Here is an 18,794-nt window from a genome sequence, read left to right as displayed (position 1 = left end):
TGAGGCTCCAGGCATGAGAATACCGTTCGCGCAGATCGATGCGTTCTCCGACACGCCGTTCGGCGGCAACCAGGCGGCGGTGATGCCGCTGTCGGCGTGGCTCGACGACGCCGTGCTGCTGGACATCGCGCAGGAGAACAACCTGAGCGAGACCGCGTTCATCGTCGCGTCGGATGACGAAGACGTGGATTTCGACCTGCGCTGGTTCACGCCGGGGGCGGAGGTCGCTTTGTGCGGCCATGCTACGCTGGCGAGCGGGCATTTCGTGCTGTCGTCGGACACCGCGCTCGACCGGGTGCGGTTCCGGACGCGGCAGGCGGGGATGCTCGAGGTCGCGCGGGCGGACAGCGGCTACACGCTGGAGCTGCCGGCCTGGGGACCGAGCCCGAAGGCGATCCCGGAGATCGTAGCGGCGCTGAACGTCGCCAAGCCCGTTGAGACGTTGTGGCACGAGAAGGGCTATGCGCTCGTGATCGTCGAGGACGAGGCCGTCGTGCGCAATCTCAAGCCGGATTTCGCTGCGCTATCGGCATTCCCGATCGTCGCGATCGTCGCCGCGCGGGGCGAGGCGACCGACATCGTGAGCCGCGTCTTCACGCCGTATTATGCGATCGACGAGGATCCGGTGACGGGCTCGGCGCATGCGGTGATGGTGCCGTATTGGGCGCCAACTTTGGGGAACAGCTTCACCGCGTATCAGGCCAGTGCGCGCGGCGGCAAGCTGACGTGTCGCCTTGAGGGAGACCGGGTGGTGCTGGGCGGATCATGCGTGACGACGATCGAAGGTACGTTCCTGCTGCCTTGAGCAGGGGGCGACGGAAGTGCGACCCCAGACCAAAACCGTCACCCCAGCGAAAGCTGGGGTCTCATACTGGGCCAGATGACGGGAGTCACAGGCTGATATCCCAGCTTTCGCTGGGATGACGATCGGGCGGGGGCACCCGGTCGCAGCGTCACCGTCTACCGCTTCCGCCCCTTGGTCATCGGATCGGGCTTCTTAGGTTTCACCCAACCTGGCGGCGGGGTCATGCGTTGTTGGCTGGTGCCGAGACCCATTGCGCCGGGCTGCTGGCGAGTCAGTCCCGCGGTGTCCGCCACCTCACCACCGCCGCGCAACACGCTGATCTGATCGCGAAGCCGGCCCGCGGTCTCGAAATCCATCGCCGCGGCGGCGGCTTCCATCTGGCGGCGTAGATCTTCGATATCCATCCGCCCTGAACGCGTCAGGCGGCGACGAGTGCCGCTTCGGTTTCCGCGATCCAGCCGCCGCCGAGCACGCGCTCGCCTGCATACAGCACCGCGGCCTGACCCGGCGCGACGCCGTATTCGGGCGCATCGAACACCACGCGGTCGCCGACCAGGCGGGCAGGGACGGGTTTCGCCATCGACCGCACCTTGGCGGTCAGCGGTCCGGTGAAGTCGCCGCCCAACCAGTTGATGTCGGTCATCCGCGCCGCCTCGACCGCGAGCGCGCGCCGCGGTCCGACGACGACTCGCTTCGTCTCGGGCTCGACGCGGACGACGTACAGCGGCTCGGGGCTGCCACCGATTTCCAACCCGCGACGCTGGCCGACGGTGAAGTGGATCAGCCCGCGATGCTCGCCGAGCTTCGCGCCGCCGAGGTCGACGATGTCGCCCGCCGTCTCCGCCGCCTCGGGCCGTAGCTTCTTCACGAGCCCGGCGTAATCGCCATCGGGCACGAAGCAGATATCCTGGCTGTCCGGCTTGGCCGCGACTCCCAGCCCCAACTCCGCCGCGATCTCCCGCACCCGCGCCTTGGGCAGGCCCCCCAATGGGAAGCGCAGATAATCGAGCTGCGTCTGCGTGGTCGCGAACAGGAAATAGCTCTGGTCGCGCGCCGGATCGGCACCGCGGTGCAGTTCAGCGCCATCAACCCCCTCGACTCGCCGAACATAATGTCCCGTGGCCAGGCAGTCCGCGCCGAGATCGCGCGCGAGCTTCAGCAGGTCGGTGAACTTCGGCCCCATGTTGCACTGGACGCACGGGATCGGCGTGCGTCCCGCCAGATATTCGTCGGCGAACTTGTCGACGACCTGCTCGCGAAAGCTGGTCTCGTGGTCGAACACGTAATGCGCGATCCCCAGCCGGTCGCACACCGCGCGCGCATCGCGGATATCGCGGCCCGCGCAGCACGATCCGGCACGGCCGACCGCCTCGCCGTGATCGTAGAGCTGGAGCGTCACGCCGATCGTCTCGGCGCCGGTGGCGTGCGCGAGCGCGGCGACGACCGAGCTGTCGACGCCACCCGACATCGCCACGACGATGCGCTTTCCGGCCATGTCGGGGCCGAGCTGAAAATCACATTGTTCCATCGTCGCCACATAGGCGCGACGGCGTGCGGTTGCAAAAAGATGCACCGATTAACGTCGATCAAGACGAACGGAGCGGAAAATACGACGGGTGATTGGAATAAAGCGACAGGTTCACGAAGTCTTTCGCGGAGTTTTACGGTCCCTTCACCCCCTTGCGCTATACCTGACATCCCGAGAGTAAGCGCGAGTATCCCGTTGGACCTGAGTTTTCCCCGTTTCGATCGCGACGCAGAGGTCACCGTTCTTCCGGGTGACCTGGCCGTCCTGATCGTCGGTATCGCCGCCCGGCAGGCGGCGAGCCCGACTGCGGCGGTACAGGCCGGCTTTGCTCGTGCCGCGATCGATCCAAAGCTGTTCGCGCCGCTTCATGGTGCGTTCAATGGCCCGATGGCAGCGGCCTTAACCCGGTGGAAGGACGAATGAAGATGCTGTTTACCGCGGCGTTTCAGCCGATCTTCAATTCCTGCGACTATGTGTCGTGTGTGCGTATCGAGAGGGGGCCCCCCGCCCCGACCAGAGGTTTCAAATGATCGAGAACCAGAAAATCCGTCCCGGCAAGGTGATCGGGCCGTTGGGCGAGCAGCTGACGATGGACACGCTGCCACCCCCCAGCACCACGCGCTGGGTGGTTCGCCGCAAGGCGGAGGTGGTTGCGGCGGTCAACGGCGGCCTGCTGAGCGTCGATGACGTCTGCACGCGGTACAATCTGACGGTCGAGGAATTCGCCAGCTGGCAGCGTGCGATCGATCGCTCGGGAATGCCCGGACTGCGGGTCACGCGAATTCAGCACTATAAGTCGTTGTACGAGCGCCAACAAAAGTATTGAGCCGCAAAACTCAAAACGCGGGCGGAACAAAAAATGCCGCTCGCACGTCTTTCCGCCATCGCCCGGATACGGGTTCAACGGAGGGAAAATATCATGGGTCTCATTCTTTGGCTGATCATCGGCGGCGTCATCGGCTGGATTGCCAGCATGATCATGCGCACCGACGCACAGCAGGGTATCTTCCTCAACATCATCGTCGGCATCGTCGGCGCCTTCATCGGCGGGCTGATCCTGTCGGGTGGCTCGATCAACAACGCGCCGCTGACGCTGACCTCGTTCATCGTGTCGCTGCTGGGTGCGATCGTCCTGCTCGCGATCGTGAACCTCGTGCGTCGCGGTAGCGTCCGCTAAAAAGTTCGCATCGTCACGCGAAGACCAGGGCCGTCCGGGCAACCGGCGGCCCTTTTTCGTGCGTGGAGATGTTCGCTGGATGTGAGTGGCCCTCTCGATCCTCCCCCGCCAGGGGGAGGTGGCTGGCACTTGCCAGTCGGAGGGGGCGTTAAGGGAAGCCTACGTTCCGTGTCCTCCCCCTCCGTCACCTTCGGCGCCACCTCCCCCTTGCGGGGGAGGATCGAAGATGCAGGGAAGGATCGTAGAGAGCGTCAGTTCAGCAGGAACCGCACCGAGAGCGTGACCGTCACGTCTTTCTCGCCGGGCGCGATCTGCGTGCTGTCCTTGGCCATCGACGCGCGGGCCATCATGAACATCGGTTGTGCCGGGCCGCCCGCATCCTGACCCGATTCGGCGATCGAGACGATCCGCGACACCCGCAGCCCCGCCGCCTTGGCGTAGAGATCAGCGCGGCGCTTGGCCTGCGCGATCGCATCGGTCCGGGCTTCGTCGAGCGCCGCCTCGGGCTTGTCGATCGACAGGTTCGGACCGTCGATCTGGTTCGCACCCTGCGCCACCAGCGCATCCAGGATCGTGCCGGACTTGGCGACGTCGCGGAAGCGGATCGAGACGGTGTTGGTCGCCTGATACCCGGTGATGACCGGCGGCTGGTTGTCGGCATAGCGATATTGCGGCGCGAGCTGGACCGACGAGGTTGCGATATCGCGCGGCGCGACGCCCGCACGCTTCAACGCCGCGAGCACCTTCGCCATCCGCTGCGCATTGTCGGTGAGCGCCGCCGCCGCCGTCGGCGACTGCGAGACGACGCCTGCGCGAATCGTTGCGAGATCGGGAACGCGCGTGGTGCGCCCCTCGGCGGTCACGTCCAGAACGGTCCCGGCGGCGGGGACCATCGGCTCGACGGTCGTCGGCGCGGCCTGCGCATGGGCAGCGACGGCGGGCAGGCCAATCGCGACGGTGGCGAGGGCGCTCAGGAACGATGCTGTCTTCATTGTTTCTCTCCGGTGGGACACGGCCTGCCTGTCGTCCTACACAGTTCAACGCAAGCTGAACGGCATTGCGGATAGATCGGAATCGAAGCATGTCTGCGCTCCGCACGAGCCAAAGGGCTTGAGCGCGGTGACTTATTCAGATAACACAGCTCGCAGGCGACGGTGCGGGTCGAGACAAGACCGGTCGAAATTGGGATTGTGACGCGCATGAACTACGAGACGAAGACTGTCGGGCAAATGGGCGACAGCGACGAACAGGTAGTGCTGCCCGATTATACCGCGCCCTCGCATCGCCGTCGCAACATCATCATCGCGGTCGTCCTCGTGCTGGCGATCGTCGCTGCCATCTTCGCCTTCAAGCCAGGCAAGAAGGAAGCCGCCGCTGGTCCCGCGGTCGAGCAGGTCCCGACCGTCTCGGTCGTGGTGCCGGGCCGCAAGACGATTGATCGCACCATCTCCGCTACCGGCACGATTGCCGCTCGTCGCGAAATGCCGGTCGGCGTCGCAGGCGAGGGCGGGATGATCACGCGCGTGCTGGTCGAGCCGGGTCAGTGGGTCGCGGCGGGTCAGGTGCTGGCGACGGTCGATCGCTCGGTCCAGACCGAGACCGCCGCGTCGCTCGCCGCCTCGGTCAGCGTCGCACGCTCCGACGAGACGATCGCGCAGGCGGAACTCGATCGCGCCCAGCAGCTCGTCGATCGCGGTTTCATCTCGAAGGCCGATCTCCAGCGCAAGGCTGCGACCCGTGACGCCGCCGCCGCGCGCGTGAAAGTGGCGCAGGCGACGCTCGGCGAGGCGCGCGCGCGCAACGGTCGGCTCGATATCCGTGCGCCGGCCGCTGGGCTGGTGCTGACGCGCGGCGTCGAATCGGGTCAGGTCGTGGGCGCTGGCACCGGCGTGCTGTTCCGCATGGCGGCGGCAGGCCAGATGGAGATGCGCGCGCAGTTGAGCGAAGCCGATCTTGCCGGGCTTCATGCCGGTGCGCGTGCGACGGTCGTTCCCGTCGGGACGACTCAGGGCTTCCCCGGTCAAGTGTGGCAGGTTTCGCCGGTGATCGACCCGCAGAGCCGGCAGGGCATCGCGCGGATCGCGGTCGCCTACGACCCCGCGCTGCGGCCGGGCGGGTTCGCCGCCGCGACGATCCTCGGCGGCGCTACCCAGGCGCCGTTGCTGCCGGACTCCGCGCTGCAAAGCGACGAGAAGGGTAATTTCGTGTATGTCGTCGGCGCGGACGATAAGGTCGTCCGGCGCGACATCAAGATCGGCCAGGTCTCCGATGCCGGCGTGACGATCTTGAGCGGGCTCGACGGGTCCGAACGCGTTGTGCTGTCCGCGGGTGGGTTCCTGGCGCCGGGCCAGAAGGTGAAGCCGGTCACGAAGAAAGCGAGCTGAGCTCATGAACTTTCGCAATATCTCGGCCTGGGCGATCCGCAACCCGGTGCCGCCGATCGTGCTGTTCATCGCCCTGACGCTGGCGGGCATCGTCAGCTTCATGCGGATGGACGTGAACAACGATCCGGATATCGATTTCCCGATCGCGATCGTCGTCATCAACCAGCCGGGTGCTGCGCCGACCGAACTCGAGACGCAGGTCACGCAGCGCGTCGAGGCCGCGGTGCGATCGATCCAGGGCATCGACGAGATCAACTCGACGGTCACCGAGGGCCAGTCGCAGACCGTCGTCCAGCTCAGCATCGGCACGCCGATCGACCGCGCCGTCACCGACGTCCGCGACGCGATCGCACAGATCCGCAGCGACCTGCCCGAGGGCATCCTCGAGCCGCAGGTGTTCCGCGCGAACACCACCGACAACGATCTCGCGAGCTACTCGGTGATCGCCAAGGACATGACGATCGAGCAGCTCAGCTGGTACATCGACAACAATGTCGCGAAGGAACTGTTGTCGGTGCCCGGCATGGCCGCGGTCAACCGCAACGGCGGCGTCAGTCGCGAAATCCGGGTCATCCTCGATCCCCTGAAACTGCAAAGCCAGGGGCTCACCGCGAGCCAGGTCAACGCCCAGCTCCGCCAGGTCAACCTCAACGCGGCGGGCGGCCGCGCCGAGATCGCCGGGTCCGAACAGTCGGTCCGCGTGCTTGGTAACGCCAAGGATGCGGCCGCGCTTGCGCAGACGCAGATCAACGTCGGCAACGGCCGCACCGTGCGCCTCGCCGACATCGCGCAGGTCCGCGATCTCTACGCCGAACAGCGCAGCCGCGCGGCGATCGATGGCCGCCAGACGATCAGCTTCGATTTCCAGCGCTCCAAGGGTTCGTCCGACGTCACCGTTTTCAACGAGGCGGTGAAAAAGCTCGCGGCGATGGAGAAGCGCAACCCGAACGTGCATTTCGTGCTGCGCTCGAACAGCGTCAAATACACCGAGATGCAGTATGAGAGCGCGATTCACGCGATGATCGAGGGCGCTGTGCTCGCGGTGATCGTGGTGTTCCTGTTCCTCCGCGACTGGCGCGCGACGGTGATCTCGTCGCTGGCGATCCCGCTGTCGGCGATCCCGGCCTTCTGGTTCATGGACCTGCTCGGCTTCAACCTGAACCAGATGACGTTGCTAGCGCTCAGCCTGGTCGCGGGCGTGCTGGTCGACGACGCGATCGTCGAGATCGAGAACATCGTCCGCCACATGCGCATGGGCAAGTCCGCCTATCAGGCGTCTATCGACGCCGCCGACGAGATCGGTCTGGCCGTGCTGGCGACGACGATGGCGATCGTCGCGGTGTTCCTGCCGGTCGGCCTGATGCCGGGTATCTCCGGCCAGTTCTTCAAGAATTTCGGCCTGACCGTGGTCGCTTCGGTGCTGATGAGCCTCGCGGTCGCGCGCCTCGTCACACCGATGCTGGCTGCGTATTTCCTCAAGTCCGCCGGCCCCGCCACGCACGGCGAGGGCATCCTGATGGATGGCTATATGGCCACGCTCAAATGGACGCTCGAGACCGGCAAGGCCAAGGCCTCGGCGGCGCGCGGTGGCATCCACCGGCTTACCAGCCGTTTCCGCGATCACCGCTTCTGGGTGCTCGGGCTCGGTGCGTTCGCCTTCCTGTTGACGATCGTGATGTTCGCGGTCCTGCCGATGACGTTCCAGCCCGCGCAGGACAACGATACCTCGATGGCGGTGATCGACATGGTGCCGGGCACGACGCTCGCGCAGACCGAAGCGGTGGTGACCAAGGTCGCGGCGCTGATCGGATCGCAGCCCGACGTCCAGTCGGTCTATGCGCGCAGCGGCGCCAACGGCTCGGTCAACGCCGGCCGCGTCACCGCGACGCTCAAGGACGACCGCAAGATGAAGAGCACGGAGTTCGAGCGTAATCTCGCACCCCAGCTCGCAGCGATCCCCGACGCGCGCGTCTCGTTCCGCTCGCAGAATGGCTGGGGCGGCAGCACGCGCGACATGAGCGTCACGCTCGGTGGCGACGATCCCAAGCTGCTCGATGCGACCGCACAGAAGATCGTCGCCGAGATGTCGCGCCTGCCGACGCTCGTCGCGCCGCGCGTCGCCGGCAACATGCAGCGCCCCGAAATCGTCATCAAGCCGCGCTTCGATCTTGCCGCGAACCTGGGCGTGACGACTCAGGCGCTATCGTCGGCGATCCGTATCGCGACCCTGGGCGATATCGATCAGAACTCGGCGCGTTTCTCGCTCTCCGATCGCCAGATCCCGATCCGCGTCGCGCTCGATCAGGGCGCGCGCAGCGAGCTGTCGACGATCCAGAACCTGCCGGTCTCCACCGCCTCGGGCGGCTCGGTGCCGCTCAACCTCGTGGCGGAGATCACGCTCGGCTCCGGCCCGACCAAGATCGACCGCGTCAATCAACAGCGCCAGCTGACGATCGGTGCCGATCTCGCGCCTGGCGTCGTCTCGGGCGTCGCGCAGAAGCAGATCGACGCGCTGCCGACGATGGCGAACCTGCCGACCGGCGTGAACAAGCTCGTGCTAGGCCAGTCGAAGTTCCAGGCGGAGATGATCAACAACTTCATCCTGGCCGTGATCGCCGGCACGTTCCTGGTCTTCGCGGTGCTGGTGCTGCTGTACCGCCGCGCGCTGCCGCCGTTCGTCAACATGGGCTCGCTGTTGCTGGCCCCGCTCGGCGGACTGCTGGCGCTGTGGGCGACGGGCAACCCGGTATCGATGCCGGTGTTCATCGGTATCCTGATGCTGCTCGGCATCGTCGCGAAGAACTCGATTCTGCTGATCGACTTCGCGCTGGAAGAGATGGGCAAGGGCGTCGACGTATGGACCGCGATGGTCGATGCCGGCCACAAGCGCGCACAGCCGATCGTGATGACCACGGTCGCGATGGTCGCGGGCATGATCCCGACCGCGCTCTCGATCGGCGGCGACGGATCGTGGCGCGCGCCGATGGGTATCGTCGTGATCGGCGGGCTCGTCCTGTCGACCATCCTGACGCTGTTGATCGTCCCCGCGGCGTTCAGCCTCGCGGTCGGGATCGAGCGGTATATCGGCCCACGCCTCGGCCGCAGCCTGCTCACCTATCGCCCCGGCGACGACGGCAGCGAAGTGATCGGGCTCGCCGGACCGCATCCGTCGGGTCCTCGGCTCGGACCGGCAACCCCCAAGCTCGGCGATGGCACACAGCCAGCCGAGTGACGCCATCGCGCCCCTCGTGTTGAGCGACGACATAGTGCCTCGCGCCAGCGGGGGGCTTCCATGTGGCGCAGTGCGAAGGGGCCGCGCCCGAGCATCATGGTCGAGCGCACGCGGGTCGAAGCCCGTATCGGCGGCGGTCGTGAACTATCCCCGCGCTGGGGGATTGTTTCGGGCATGACAGTTTCAACCCGCACGCGCCCGGCGAGCGAAGCAACGCCGCCCGCTCTCGTCCGCATGCGGATCGTCGCGACCGGCCTGCTCGTGTTCATGGCCGCGACGTTCTTCGTCAGCCGCGCGCTCGTCCCCGTCCACCCCGCCTTCGCGTTCGTCCGCGCGTTCGCCGAGGCGGCGATGGTCGGCGGCCTCGCGGACTGGTTCGCGGTGACCGCGCTGTTCCGCCATCCGCTCGGCCTGCCGATCCCGCACACAGCCATAGTGCCGCGCAACAAGGACCGGATCGGCGACACGCTCGCGCAGTTCCTCCGCGCGAATTTCCTGATCCCCGTCGTCATCGCCAGGCGCACCCGCCGCCTCGACGTGGCGGGTGCGATCGCCCGCTGGCTGACCGATCCGCCCGAGGGGGCGGGGGGCCGCTTTCGCCAAGGCGCATCGAAGCTGGTCGCGCAGGTGCTCGAGGGTCTCGATCCGGCGCGGCTCGGCGGGATGGTCAAGGCTGGGATCGGCGCCCGCCTGCGCGCGACGGAGGTGTCGCCGATCCTGGGCCAGTTGCTCAAGGCCGCGATCGCCGAGCGCCGCCACGCGCCGCTGCTCGAAAGCGCGATCCGCTGGGCGGCGAAGACGCTGGCCGCGAACGACCACCTCGTCCGCGCCATGGTCCACGACAAGGCCGGATCGATCCTGCGCTGGACCGGGCTCGACACGACCGTCGCGGACAAGCTGATCAGCGGCTTCGACAAGCTGCTCGCGGAGATGGCGGAGGACCCCGAGCATCCACTGCGCCTGAAGGCGGAGGAGGGGCTCGATCGGCTCGCCTGGGACCTGCAATATGACCGCCGGATGCGCGAGCGCGTCGAGACGATGAAGAACGACCTGCTCGACAATCCGGCAATGCAGCGCTGGCTCGACGGGCTGTGGGAGCAGGCACGCGGCGCGCTTCTCGCGATCGCGCGCGACCCCGAGCGGGCGATGGCCGGCAAGCTCGGCGACATCCTGCGCCAGCTCGGCGAGACGTTGCAGCACGATCCGCGCATGTCGCGGACGATCAACCGGTTCGTGCGGCGCGCAGCGGTCGGCGCGGCGGCGGACTATGGCGACGGCATCGTCAAGCTGGTCTCGGAAACGGTCCGCAGCTGGGACGCCGACACGATCACCCGCCGCCTGGAAAACGCCGTCGGCCGCGACCTGCAATATATCCGCGTGAACGGCACGATCGTCGGCGGGCTGGTCGGACTGGTGATCCACAGCGTCGATGTGCTGTTGTGATGGCGGACGGCGTGTGATTGTTTCGATTTCACGCGGGATAGCAGCATTATCGCCCGCTAGCTTGTCGCTGTCTCCGATACGTAAGACTTGGAAAGGTTGACCCCAAAAAAGCATCAGATGGGACGGCGGTTGCCGACATCGACTGTCTGGGTTGGGAGGAAAGCGGACCGTCCGCTATTGGGAAGGCAAACGGCGTTATCGGACGTCCCTGACGCAGCCGCCCTCTCCCCAAAAGGCTGGTTGAGCGGGAATATGCGTGCTTGTAGAAGTGAGTGTGCTGAGCCTGAAGGGCGGAAATGTGCCGAACAATGCGCTTCATATAACCCTTAGGACGCATCACGTTCTTCGTGCCGTCTTTCCACCGAACTTGTGGGAGCGGGTGGAAACGACGCTAGTGATCGATTGCGGACCGGAGCAAGTCCATTCTCGAGATATCGATGGCGAAGCAATGGAGCGCATTTGGCTCGCGATTTTGAAACTATCGGATGGGAGCATCACTGCGTTCGAGAACGCGGTGCTTCTCGCCCAAATTGACTGGCGCGATGTCCTTTTGGGCGCCGGGTTCGGGAGCGATCTGGAGGCGCATAAAAAAATGGGCAGCCGTAATAGCGGCCTAATATTTTGCCAGTTCAACGATTGAGGCTTCTGCTTGCGCGGCCTTCCCAAAAACGATCGAATTTCGGGAATGTCCGGGTTGGGAAGGGGAGCGGAACGGCAGCTTTCGGGAAGGCAGGTGGCATTAGCCGACATTGCGGGGCTCAGCTTTTCCCGAAAAGGATCGAGTTTGAGGAATTAACCGCTGCCTCGTATTGTGGTGTGTGGAACAAGAATATCGGATCAGGCTGTGCAGTCTTACCCTATCGGCATGATCTTACCGGTGCCCGGCTCGGGGCGTCTGGTTCTATTCGAAGCGTATCCGACGAGGGATGTCATTCACCGCGAAATCTGGGGGCGAGAGGTGTTCTTGTTCGACGCCGGCAACCGGCCCGTTTGGCAGATCGCACCGGAACCAGGCGCGACGGACGACATGCACCGGAAGTTCGATGCGACCCGCCCCGCGACCGACACCTTCTCCGCCATCAGCAATATCGAAGGACGATTTTATGCAAGCCGGATCGGCGGTGACACCTTTGTGATCGATATGACGACGGGCGCTGCCTCTTATAGTGGCTGGGCACGGACATAGCCCTTCGTAGCGATCAGATCGCGGGATTGTCGATCTTCGCGCGAGCGTTCCCACAACCAATCGAATTCGGGAATGTCTGGGTTGGGAAGGAAAGCGGACCTTCCGCTTTGGGGGCCGCATCTTAGGGAAACGACCACGAACGGGTGACAGATGCATTAGTCATTTGCCTCGCCGGAGCCCTCGGTTTCCTGCCAGCTTCGGGCTGATGCAAAATCCGTGATTTTTTGCATCATGGAGTGGGTGAGGCGAAGCGTCGCTGTCTTGCCCCATCGTTGATGGGTTACCCGCGAACGCGTAACCCCCTCCTATGCAAATCATAGCGGCACCCTCAAATCTTGGACTTCGCCCGCTACGACCAGGGCACGAACCTGGCACATGGCGCGCTCCCGCCGCGCTGATCGCTGCGGGACTACTCGATGCGATCGGCGCTCGTCATCTTATGGAATTGCCGCGCCCGACATATTCTGCCGGGCCTCAACCGGGAACGCGTCTGCTCAACGGCCATGCCATACGCGCTTTCAATCTCGCGCTCGCAGACGCGGTTCGCGAGGCGCATATTGATGACCAGTTTGTGCTCGTCATTGGGGGAGACTGTTCGATTCTGCTCGGCGCGCTGGCAGGCGCACGTCATGCAGGACTGCTTTCGCTTATCCATATCGACGGGCACAGCGACTTCCGTCACCCCGGTAATTATGATCCCGAACAGAGCCTTGGTGCCGTGGCGGGTATGGACCTAGCCTTGGCTACGGGACGTGGTGAGACGCTGGCAACGGACTGGCCGGGCGTTTCCAGCCCCCTCGTGGCGGATGAGCAGGTCGTCCAGCTTGGAGAGCGAGAGAACCGAGATGCCGACTTCGCATGGCCCGACGTAAACAACACTCAGATCAATCGCATCGACATGTTTGAGGCGCTGAAGATCGGGTCGGACGCCGTCAGCAGACGCATCGAGGAAACCCTTCAACGAGCCCCTGACCACGGCTTTTGGGTACATCTTGACGTAGATGTTCTGGATCAGGCTATCATGCCAGCAGTCGATTGCCCTGGTTCCCCCGGCATCGCTCCAGACGACCTAGTCGCTATCATCAGCCCGCTCGTTGCAGACCCTCAATGCCGAGGAATGACCGTTTCGGTCTTCGATCCGGATCTTGATCCGGACGGCCAATTTGCCGCAACAATCGTCAATATTCTGAAGCAGCTCCCATTCCCGTTGATGCAAAACTTTTGATTTTTGCATCAACGGGAATGGCCGGGATGGGAAAGATCGCCCTGAACGAATGGCTGCTTTCGGGCTCGCACGTGGACCACTTGAACGGCCAAGAATGGGCGATAGTTACCGTCCGAGTTTGCTAATCGCGAATTCGTGTCGCCATTGGAGCTACCGCTCCCAATCCGGCATTGCCCAGCCCTTCGCCTTCGCCAGCAACCGCAAAGGCCCATGAGCATTCACCGCGAAGGGTTCGTCGGCCCATTCGAAGGTCGGGGCGTCCGAGACGTGGTCGGAATAGAAGCGGATGTGGGCGTGGTCTCGGGCGATGCCTTCGCGGTCCATCCAGGCCTGGATCATCCGCAGTTTGGCCGGGCCATAGCAATTCTCGCCTTCGATGCCGGCTAGTAGCACGCCGTCGCGGTCGCGCAGGCTCTCGGTGCCGATCACCGCGTCGAAATCCAGTCGTCGCGCGATCGCCTCGACGTAGAATCGGTACGACGCGGTCGCCATGACCAGTCGGTAGCCGGCGGCGCGGTCGGCCTCGATCTGCGCGCGGGCGCTGGTGAAGACGCCGTCGCGCATCACGCGGTCGGCAAAGGCTTCGGCCGCTCGGCGTTCTTCGGCGGGCGTCATGCGCTTGCCGAGCATCATCCGCTGCATCAGGTATTTGAGCCGTCCGCGGCTGATCAGCTTGCCGACATAGCCGAGTGCGGCGACTCCGGCGAACGGGACCAGCGCCAGCCGCCACGGCGCGCCGCCTTTCTTCGCGGTGTGGAGCAGGAACGGCGTCCAGGTCGGCGCGTGCGTGATCGTCTTGTCCATGTCGTAGATCGCGAGGCGGACGGACGGGGAGGCGGAAGGCTTTTCGATCATCGTCGTCGCTTACGCCGCATTCATCTTGCCGATCCAGTCACTTTGCCGCAAAGGTGCCCCCGATGAGCGCGATGGCCGATTTCCAGCAGGACGGTGCCGATACCGGCACGCTTCGCTTTACCGGCGATCTGTCGCTCGCAAAGATCGGCAATCTGCCCGATCGGCTCGAGGCGATCGACGCGGCTTCGGTGAAGCATGTCGACCTCAGCGGCGTCGACCGGATCGATACGATCGGCGCGTGGGTCGTCCACCGGTTCGCGGCGCGCAACGATGCGACGATCGACGGGCTCGACGAGAACGACCAGGCGTTGTTCGATCAGGTCGTCGCCTCCGACCAGCCGATCGCCGCCAGGCCCGCCAAGGTCGGCGCACTGTCCCGCGTGGTCGGCGAGATCGGCGACGCGGTCGTGCTGTCGGGCAAGACGATGCTCGGCCTGCTCGGGTTTCTCGGCGCGACGACGATCGCGTTCGGCAGCGTCATCCGCCACCCGCGCCGCTTCCGCTTCAACGCCGTGGTCCAGCGATTCGAGGTCGTCGGCGTCGCCGCGCTCGGCATCGTCGGGTTGATGAGCTTCCTGATCGGCATGGTCATCGCGCAACAGGGCGCGGTCCAGTTGCGGCAGTTCGGCGCGGAGGTGTTCACGATCAACCTCGTCGGCCGCCTGACGATCCGCGAACTCGGCCTGCTGATGACCGCGATCATGGTCGCCGGCCGCTCGGGCTCGGCGTTCGCGGCGCAGTTGGGCACGATGAAGCTCACCGAAGAAATCGACGCGATGCGAACGATCGGCGTGTCGCCGATGGAGGCGCTGGTGCTGCCCCGTGTGCTCGCGGCGATCGTGATGATGCCGCTGCTCGGTTTCTATGCGTCGATCATTGCGATCATCGGCGGCGGGCTGCTGTGCTGGGTCCAGCTCGGGATTCCGCCGGTGACGTTCATCGCGCGCATCCGCGAGGTCGTGCCGATCACCGATCTGTATATCTCGCTGATCAAGGCACCGGTGTTCGGCGCGATCATCGCGATCGCGGGCTGCTTCCAGGGGATGCAGGTCGAATCGGACGCCGAGCAGGTCGGGCTGCGCACCACGTCGGCGGTCGTCCAGGGCATCTTCCTGGTAATCGTGCTCGACGCGTTCTTCGCGGTGTTCTTCACGTGGTTGGGTTGGGACTGATGCCCCGCAAGACGGACAACAAGACAGACGATTTCATCATCTCCGTGAAGGGGCTGAAGAACGCGTTCGGCGATTCGGTGGTGCACGAGGGGCTCGACCTCGACGTGCGGCGCGGCGAGATCCTTGGCGTGGTCGGCGGGTCGGGTACCGGCAAGTCGGTGCTGATGCGCTCGATCATCGGCCTGCAGACTCCGGTCGCGGGTGAGATCACGGTGTTCGGCGAGCCCAATATCGGCCGCGAGGAAACCGAGGCGACCGAGATCCGCAAGCGCTGGGGCGTGCTGTTCCAGGGCGGTGCGCTGTTCTCGACGTTGACGGTGGCCGAGAACGTCGAAGTGCCGTTGCGTGAATTCTATCCGGACCTGTCGCCGGCGCTGCTCGCGGAGATCGCGTCGTACAAGGTGGTGATGACGGGCTTGCCCGCCGACGCCGCGAACAAGTTTCCCGCCGAATTGTCGGGTGGCATGAAGAAGCGCGCCGGCTTGGCCCGTGCGCTGGCGCTCGATCCCGAGTTGCTGTTCCTCGACGAGCCGACCGCGGGGCTCGACCCAATCGGTGCTGCGGCGTTCGACGGGCTGACTCAGTCGTTGCAGAAGACGCTGGGGCTGACGGTGTTCCTGATCACGCACGATCTCGATACGTTGTATGCGATCTGCGACCGGGTTGCGGTGCTGGCCGACAAGAAGGTCATCGCGGTCGGCACGATCGACGAACTGATCGCGCTCGATCATCCGTGGATCGAGGAATATTTCAAGGGGCCACGCGGCCGTGCCGCGGTCGCAACGCAGGAGGCGCATGAGCGCGCCGACGAGCAAGCAGCCCAACACCCTACCGAAGTCCAGTCCAAGCAGTCCGCGCCGGACGACGCCGACGCGACATACGCCGAGAAAGAAGCAAGGACGCGCTGATGGAAACCCGTTCGAACCACGTCCTAGTCGGCGCCGTCGTGCTGATCCTGCTGGCCCTGCTGGCGCTGTTCACCGTGTGGATCGCGCGGATCGGCGGCAAGGAAGAGAAGGAATACGACATCTTCTTCCGCCAGTCGGTCGACGGGCTCGCGCGCGGCTCTGCCGTGGTGTTCTCGGGCGTTCCGTCGGGGCAGGTGAAGACGATCTCGCTGTGGAAGAACGATCCGCAGTTCGTCCGCGTCCGGATCAGCGTCAACGACGAGACGCCGGTGCTGCAGGGCACGACCGCGTCGATCTCGGGCGTCGGCTTCACGGGCGTCAGCCAGATCTCGCTCGATGGCGCGCGCAAGGGTGCGCCGGCGATCGGCTGCCCCGACACGAAGACGCCGACCGAATGCCCGTACGGCGTGCCGGTGATCCCGACCAAGCTCGGTGGCCTGGGCGCTATCCTGAACTCGGCACCGCAGTTGCTCGAGCGTCTGTCGACGCTGACCGAGCGCCTTACGGGCTTGCTGACCGACCGTAACCAGGCATCGATCGCGGGTATCCTCGAGAACACCAATCGCCTGACCGATGCACTCGCCGATCGTGGGCCTGAGATCGCCGCGACGCTCGCGCAGACGCGGGTTGCGATCCAGCAGGCGGGCGATGCCGCGCAGCAGTTCGGCGTGCTTGCCAAGACCACCAACGGCGTGCTGTCCGAGGACGTGAAGCCGGCGATGGCGAACCTGAACAAGGCGATCGTCTCAGCGCAGCAGAGCGCCGAAACGCTGAATTCGGCGATCGGCGATGCGCGACCGGGCCTGCAGGCCTTCTCCAAAACGACGATCCCCGAGGCCAACCGTCTGGTCCGCGACCTCCGTACGACCGCCGCGGCGCTGTCGTCGGTCGCCGAGAAGGTCGACCAGCAGGGTGCGAGTTCGCTGATCGGGCAGCAGAAGCTCCCGGATTACAAGGGTAAGTGAGGCACGCCATGAAGACACCGCTCATCCTGATCGCGATGCTGCCACTCGCCGGGTGCATTAGCTTCGGCGCGAAACCGCCCCCCACGCTGTTGACGCTGACGAGCGCATCGTCGGTGCCGGTCGGCCAGAACCAGGACTCGGCGACGGCTAAGTCGATCACGATCCAGGTCCCGGCCGTACCGCAGTCGCTGGCGACCGCGCGCGTGCCGGTGCAGGCGACGCCGACCTCGATCGCGTACGTGACCGACGCGCAGTGGGCCGAGCCCCCGGCGCGTCTGTTCTCGCGGCTGGTGTCGGATACCGTTGCGGCGCGGACCGGGCTGGTGGTGCTGTCGACGGCGCAGTCGGTCGGCGATCCCGGCGGGTTGCTCGGTGGCGAACTGCGGTCGTTCGGTCTCGACGCGACGACCCGCGAAGCGGTCGTTACGTTCGATGCGTCGCTGACCCGCGTTGGCAAGACGACGGTCGAGAAGCGCCGCTTCGAGGCACGCGTGCCGGTCTCGGCGATCGACGCGCAGTCAGCTGCGGCCGGGATTAACCAGGCGGCGAACCAGGTTGCGACGCAGGTGGCGGACTGGATCGGTCGGTGAACGTCGTGCCGGCCTGAGCGTTGACGCTCTCTGACCAGGAGAGCGACGATGCCACAGGGCGACAAGAGCGCGTACACGGACAAGCAGAAGCGCAAGGCCGCGCATATCGCGGACGGCTATGAAGAGCGCGGCGTTCCCGAGAAGGAGGCCGAGGCGCGGGCCTGGGCTGCGGTGAACAAGGATTCTGGTGGGGGGAATTTGTCGGGCTCCGGTCGCGGCGAGCCCGATACGCACGCGTCTTCGCATGAGGGCGGGAAGCAGGCGGCTGGGCGTAGCGCGGCGGCGAAGTCCGCGGCTGCGAAGAAGGGCTGGGAGACCCGGCGGAAGAAGGCTGGGTAAAGCCGAAACGCATCATCGAAGCGATCCGTCATCCTGACGAAAGTCAGGATCCAGGGTTACTTGTGGTGCGCGTCATGGCTCTGGATCCTGACTTTCGTCAGGATGACGGACGGTATTTGGGTACGTGCTTGTTAGCGCTTCAGCGTGCGAGCGTGGCTTCCGCCTTGGCAAGGTGCAAACGTTCCACCATCTGGCCATCGAGGCGGATAGCACCCTTATCGGCATTCTCCGGTTTCGCGAACGCTGCCACGACCTTGCGCGCCCATGCCAATTCCTCCTCGCTGGGGCCAAAACCGGCGTTGGCCGCATCGATCTGGGACGGGTGGATCAGTGTCTTGCCGTCGAACCCGAGCGTCGCTCCTTGCGCGCACTCGGTCACAAACCGTGTTGGGTCGTCGAGTGCGTTGCAGACGCCGTCTAGCGCCACAATCCCGGCAGCACGGGCGGCCATGATCGTTGCGGTGAGAGCAGGGATCAGCGGCATGCGGTCGGCGCCGAGCCGGCAGCGCATCTCCTTGGCTAGGTCGTTGGTGCCGGCGATCAGCGCGGCGAGGCGCGTTTCGGCAGCAGCGGCGGAGAGGGCGGGGAGGGCGAGGATCGCGCCGCAGGTCTCGATCATTGCCCAGATCGGGGGGCCGTCTTCCCTTAGCGATGCGCGGACCGCGATCAGGTCGGCGACCGAAGAGATCTTCGGGACGAGCACTGCGGCGATGCCGGTCGCGCGGATCGCGGCGATGTCTTCCGCATACCAGACGGTGTCTAGGCCGTTGACCCGCACGACCAGTTCGCGCTCGCCGAACCCGCCTTCGCGAACCGCCTCGACCACACGGTCACGGGCTGCGGCCTTTTCGTCGGGAGCGACCGCGTCCTCCAGGTCGAGAATTACGACGTCGCAATCGAGCGTCCGCGCCTTGGCGATGGCGCGGGCGTTCGAGGCGGGCATGTAGAGCGCGCTGCGCCGGCGTCTGGTGGTCATGCTAGCGGC

General features: G+C 65.3%; 20 protein-coding genes. 15 read left to right on the top strand and 5 right to left on the bottom strand.

From position 1 onward, the window contains the following. The first annotated feature begins 13 nt into the window (after positions 1–13). Positions 14–805, top strand: a complete 792-nt coding sequence (locus IFR23_RS06080; protein ID WP_192975123.1) for a PhzF family phenazine biosynthesis protein — start codon at positions 14–16, stop codon at positions 803–805. Between the two features lie 155 nt (positions 806–960). Here the strand turns inward: IFR23_RS06080 and IFR23_RS06075 are convergent, their stop codons facing one another. Continuing rightward, positions 961–1,209, bottom strand: a complete 249-nt coding sequence (locus IFR23_RS06075) for a UvrB/UvrC motif-containing protein (RefSeq protein ID WP_055881551.1) — start codon at positions 1,207–1,209, stop codon at positions 961–963. Positions 1,210–1,223: 14 nt separating this feature from the next. Beyond that, positions 1,224–2,333, bottom strand: a complete 1,110-nt coding sequence (mnmA, locus tag IFR23_RS06070; protein WP_107964582.1) for a tRNA 2-thiouridine(34) synthase MnmA — start codon at positions 2,331–2,333, stop codon at positions 1,224–1,226. A gap of 195 nt (positions 2,334–2,528) precedes the next feature. On the opposite strand from mnmA, the gene IFR23_RS06065 reads away from it, so the two are divergent. The 3 genes from IFR23_RS06065 to IFR23_RS06055 all read left to right on the top strand — a co-directional run bounded on the left by IFR23_RS06065 (position 2,529) and on the right by IFR23_RS06055 (position 3,510). Next, on the top strand, positions 2,529–2,756 hold the full coding sequence (locus IFR23_RS06065; protein WP_107964583.1) for a hypothetical protein: 228 nt from the start codon (positions 2,529–2,531) through the stop codon (positions 2,754–2,756). Between the two features lie 103 nt (positions 2,757–2,859). Beyond that, positions 2,860–3,159, top strand: a complete 300-nt coding sequence (gene sciP / locus IFR23_RS06060) for a CtrA inhibitor SciP (RefSeq protein WP_107964584.1) — start codon at positions 2,860–2,862, stop codon at positions 3,157–3,159. Between the two features lie 93 nt (positions 3,160–3,252). Beyond that, a complete protein-coding gene (locus IFR23_RS06055; protein ID WP_056484797.1) occupies positions 3,253–3,510 on the top strand; it encodes a GlsB/YeaQ/YmgE family stress response membrane protein in 258 nt (85 codons plus the stop codon). A 251-nt stretch (positions 3,511–3,761) separates the two neighbouring features. Here IFR23_RS06055 and IFR23_RS06050 read toward each other — a convergent pair whose 3' ends face one another. Next, complete coding sequence (locus IFR23_RS06050; protein WP_192975122.1) at positions 3,762–4,502, bottom strand: SIMPL domain-containing protein; 741 nt, start codon at positions 4,500–4,502, stop codon at positions 3,762–3,764. Positions 4,503–4,709: 207 nt separating this feature from the next. On the opposite strand from IFR23_RS06050, the gene IFR23_RS06045 reads away from it, so the two are divergent. From IFR23_RS06045 to IFR23_RS06020, 6 genes are all read left to right on the top strand, one after another. Then, positions 4,710–5,894, top strand: a complete 1,185-nt coding sequence (locus IFR23_RS06045; RefSeq protein WP_192975376.1) for an efflux RND transporter periplasmic adaptor subunit — start codon at positions 4,710–4,712, stop codon at positions 5,892–5,894. A 4-nt stretch (positions 5,895–5,898) separates the two neighbouring features. Beyond that, entirely contained in the window at positions 5,899–9,126 is a 3,228-nt protein-coding gene (locus IFR23_RS06040; protein WP_192975121.1) for an efflux RND transporter permease subunit, read from the top strand. Between the two features lie 174 nt (positions 9,127–9,300). After that, positions 9,301–10,569 (top strand): DUF445 domain-containing protein, encoded by a 1,269-nt coding sequence (locus IFR23_RS06035; RefSeq protein ID WP_244655486.1) that lies wholly within the window; start codon positions 9,301–9,303, stop codon positions 10,567–10,569. Positions 10,570–10,825: 256 nt separating this feature from the next. Next, on the top strand, positions 10,826–11,209 hold the full coding sequence (locus tag IFR23_RS06030) for a hypothetical protein (protein WP_192975120.1): 384 nt from the start codon (positions 10,826–10,828) through the stop codon (positions 11,207–11,209). A 225-nt stretch (positions 11,210–11,434) separates the two neighbouring features. Continuing rightward, positions 11,435–11,755 (top strand): hypothetical protein, encoded by a 321-nt coding sequence (locus IFR23_RS06025; protein WP_055879890.1) that lies wholly within the window; start codon positions 11,435–11,437, stop codon positions 11,753–11,755. A 307-nt stretch (positions 11,756–12,062) separates the two neighbouring features. Then, the gene (locus IFR23_RS06020) at positions 12,063–12,980 is read left to right on the top strand and encodes an arginase family protein (RefSeq protein ID WP_192975119.1); all 918 of its coding nucleotides are present in this window, start codon (positions 12,063–12,065) and stop codon (positions 12,978–12,980) included. 150 nt (positions 12,981–13,130) lie between these two features. Here the strand turns inward: IFR23_RS06020 and IFR23_RS06015 are convergent, their stop codons facing one another. Continuing rightward, a complete protein-coding gene (locus IFR23_RS06015; protein ID WP_244655485.1) occupies positions 13,131–13,835 on the bottom strand; it encodes an HAD family hydrolase in 705 nt (234 codons plus the stop codon). Positions 13,836–13,897: 62 nt separating this feature from the next. On the opposite strand from IFR23_RS06015, the gene IFR23_RS06010 reads away from it, so the two are divergent. Genes IFR23_RS06010 through IFR23_RS05990 form a run of 5 tightly spaced genes read left to right on the top strand, consistent with a single transcriptional unit; the run spans position 13,898 to position 17,809 of the window. Continuing rightward, positions 13,898–15,007 (top strand): ABC transporter permease, encoded by a 1,110-nt coding sequence (locus IFR23_RS06010; RefSeq protein WP_056061063.1) that lies wholly within the window; start codon positions 13,898–13,900, stop codon positions 15,005–15,007. After that, positions 15,007–15,915, top strand: a complete 909-nt coding sequence (locus IFR23_RS06005) for an ABC transporter ATP-binding protein (RefSeq protein WP_192975118.1) — start codon at positions 15,007–15,009, stop codon at positions 15,913–15,915. The genes IFR23_RS06010 and IFR23_RS06005 overlap by 1 nt, the downstream gene beginning before the upstream one ends. Next, entirely contained in the window at positions 15,915–16,880 is a 966-nt protein-coding gene (locus tag IFR23_RS06000) for an MlaD family protein (RefSeq protein WP_093398641.1), read from the top strand. The genes IFR23_RS06005 and IFR23_RS06000 overlap by 1 nt, the downstream gene beginning before the upstream one ends. A gap of 8 nt (positions 16,881–16,888) precedes the next feature. Next, the gene (locus tag IFR23_RS05995) at positions 16,889–17,470 is read left to right on the top strand and encodes an ABC-type transport auxiliary lipoprotein family protein (RefSeq protein ID WP_192975117.1); all 582 of its coding nucleotides are present in this window, start codon (positions 16,889–16,891) and stop codon (positions 17,468–17,470) included. 48 nt (positions 17,471–17,518) lie between these two features. Next, complete coding sequence (locus tag IFR23_RS05990) at positions 17,519–17,809, top strand: plasmid stabilization protein (RefSeq protein WP_192975116.1); 291 nt, start codon at positions 17,519–17,521, stop codon at positions 17,807–17,809. A 139-nt stretch (positions 17,810–17,948) separates the two neighbouring features. Here IFR23_RS05990 and IFR23_RS05985 read toward each other — a convergent pair whose 3' ends face one another. After that, positions 17,949–18,785 (bottom strand): HpcH/HpaI aldolase/citrate lyase family protein, encoded by an 837-nt coding sequence (locus IFR23_RS05985; protein WP_192975115.1) that lies wholly within the window; start codon positions 18,783–18,785, stop codon positions 17,949–17,951. Positions 18,786–18,794: the final 9 nt, after the last annotated feature.

The sequence above is a fragment of the Sphingomonas sp. CFBP 13603 genome (assembly GCF_014892665.1).
Classification (GTDB): domain Bacteria; phylum Pseudomonadota; class Alphaproteobacteria; order Sphingomonadales; family Sphingomonadaceae; genus Sphingomonas.
The sequence above is the reverse complement of the archived record's forward strand: the minus strand, read 5'-3'. Positions and strand labels throughout refer to the sequence as shown.

Bases quoted from the DNA above. Each gene is read 5' to 3' on its own strand.
- IFR23_RS06010 (WP_056061063.1), top strand. From the start codon at position 13,898: ATGAGCGCGATGGCCGATTTCCAGCAGGACGGTGCCGATACCGGCACG.
- IFR23_RS06020 (WP_192975119.1), top strand. From the start codon at position 12,063: ATGCAAATCATAGCGGCACCCTCAAATCTTGGACTTCGCCCGCTACGA.
- IFR23_RS06035 (WP_244655486.1), top strand. From the start codon at position 9,301: ATGACAGTTTCAACCCGCACGCGCCCGGCGAGCGAAGCAACGCCGCCC.
- IFR23_RS05995 (WP_192975117.1), top strand. From the start codon at position 16,889: ATGAAGACACCGCTCATCCTGATCGCGATGCTGCCACTCGCCGGGTGC.
- IFR23_RS06000 (WP_093398641.1), top strand. From the start codon at position 15,915: ATGGAAACCCGTTCGAACCACGTCCTAGTCGGCGCCGTCGTGCTGATC.
- IFR23_RS05985 (WP_192975115.1), bottom strand. From the start codon at position 18,785: ATGACCACCAGACGCCGGCGCAGCGCGCTCTACATGCCCGCCTCGAAC.
- mnmA (WP_107964582.1), bottom strand. From the start codon at position 2,333: ATGGAACAATGTGATTTTCAGCTCGGCCCCGACATGGCCGGAAAGCGC.
- IFR23_RS05990 (WP_192975116.1), top strand. From the start codon at position 17,519: ATGCCACAGGGCGACAAGAGCGCGTACACGGACAAGCAGAAGCGCAAG.
- IFR23_RS06050 (WP_192975122.1), bottom strand. From the start codon at position 4,502: ATGAAGACAGCATCGTTCCTGAGCGCCCTCGCCACCGTCGCGATTGGC.
- IFR23_RS06005 (WP_192975118.1), top strand. From the start codon at position 15,007: ATGCCCCGCAAGACGGACAACAAGACAGACGATTTCATCATCTCCGTG.
- IFR23_RS06080 (WP_192975123.1), top strand. From the start codon at position 14: ATGAGAATACCGTTCGCGCAGATCGATGCGTTCTCCGACACGCCGTTC.
- IFR23_RS06055 (WP_056484797.1), top strand. From the start codon at position 3,253: ATGGGTCTCATTCTTTGGCTGATCATCGGCGGCGTCATCGGCTGGATT.
- IFR23_RS06075 (WP_055881551.1), bottom strand. From the start codon at position 1,209: ATGGATATCGAAGATCTACGCCGCCAGATGGAAGCCGCCGCCGCGGCG.
- IFR23_RS06025 (WP_055879890.1), top strand. From the start codon at position 11,435: ATGATCTTACCGGTGCCCGGCTCGGGGCGTCTGGTTCTATTCGAAGCG.
- IFR23_RS06045 (WP_192975376.1), top strand. From the start codon at position 4,710: ATGAACTACGAGACGAAGACTGTCGGGCAAATGGGCGACAGCGACGAA.
- IFR23_RS06040 (WP_192975121.1), top strand. From the start codon at position 5,899: ATGAACTTTCGCAATATCTCGGCCTGGGCGATCCGCAACCCGGTGCCG.
- IFR23_RS06015 (WP_244655485.1), bottom strand. From the start codon at position 13,835: ATGATCGAAAAGCCTTCCGCCTCCCCGTCCGTCCGCCTCGCGATCTAC.
- sciP (WP_107964584.1), top strand. From the start codon at position 2,860: ATGATCGAGAACCAGAAAATCCGTCCCGGCAAGGTGATCGGGCCGTTG.